Annotated in this window: 1 protein-coding gene; it reads right to left on the bottom strand. The window is 52.4% G+C overall.

All coding sequences use genetic code 11. The annotated features are described in order from the left end of the window. Positions 1-896, bottom strand: an 896-nt coding sequence (locus AC5S26_RS29885; protein WP_494188593.1) for a glycosyltransferase, incomplete at its 3' end; no start/stop codon positions are given. Positions 897-977 lie beyond the last annotated feature (81 nt).

Below are 977 nucleotides of genomic sequence, written 5' to 3'. Positions count from 1 at the left end.
GTTTTGCTGTAGACGATTCTTGCCGCAACACCAGGCTGATCATTTGTAACCGGAATAGCTACCATTGGAACGCCCTGCGCCAGCGATTCAAGCGCAGTGTTCAAGCCTGCATGCGTGATGCATAAAGTAGAACGTTTGAGTAGATCGATCTGCGGCGCGCTATTTACCACGACGGCGTTCTTCGGCAGAGATTTGATCTGCGCGACATCAAGGATAGGACCGACGGACATCACAATCTGCGTTCCCGGACGTTCACCAACCGCTTCCGCAATCGTCGTGAACACAGGCTCAAGACCGTTCTGCAGCGTTCCCATCGAAACATAGATCAGAGGCTCACCCGTTAATCGGTCCCATGGAAAGTCCAAATCTATCCGGCCGAGGCCGTCATGTGCGGGACCAGTGTAATGAAACTGCGACGGCCAATGAGAACTCTTGAAGTCGAACTCTTTCGGCGTTTGGGTCAGCCAGGCCAGCTTGGAAATGCAGGCGAGAGGGTCTTCCCAGTCAAGTTTGAGGCCGGCCTGATGGGCGTAAGCGCGTATCACTTCGAGAAGAGGCGCACGCATCGCGGCGAAATTCTTCACACCTTCCTTGTTTCTGGCCAGCGCTTCGGGTGTGTCCTCATGTGGCCAGGCAAAAATGCATAACGGCGTGTTGCCGGTGAAATCGAAATGCATGGAAGCCGAGTAATGCACATACGGTATCCCCATGTGCATGGGCACAAGTTCCAGACCTTCGTGAGACTGATCGATCACCAGAGCATCAATGTGGTTTTCTTTGATGACGCGAGGAAGGTGCTTCAACTCTGAATCCAGGAATTGAGCAAATGCATTGAACGTAAACTCAACTGCTTCCTGCCCTTTCAATTTACTCAATTGATCCACAACTTCGCGCATCGTTCCCGCTGGGTGTTCCTGTTCGCAAAAAGGGATAAATGGAAGCTTCGCCGCTCGAACCCAAGGCTCGCCGTCTAAAAA

The sequence above is a fragment of the Edaphobacter sp. FHG110511_03 genome, assembly GCF_059115365.1.
Note: the sequence above shows the minus strand (reverse complement) of the source record. Positions and strands in the feature narration are given on the sequence as shown.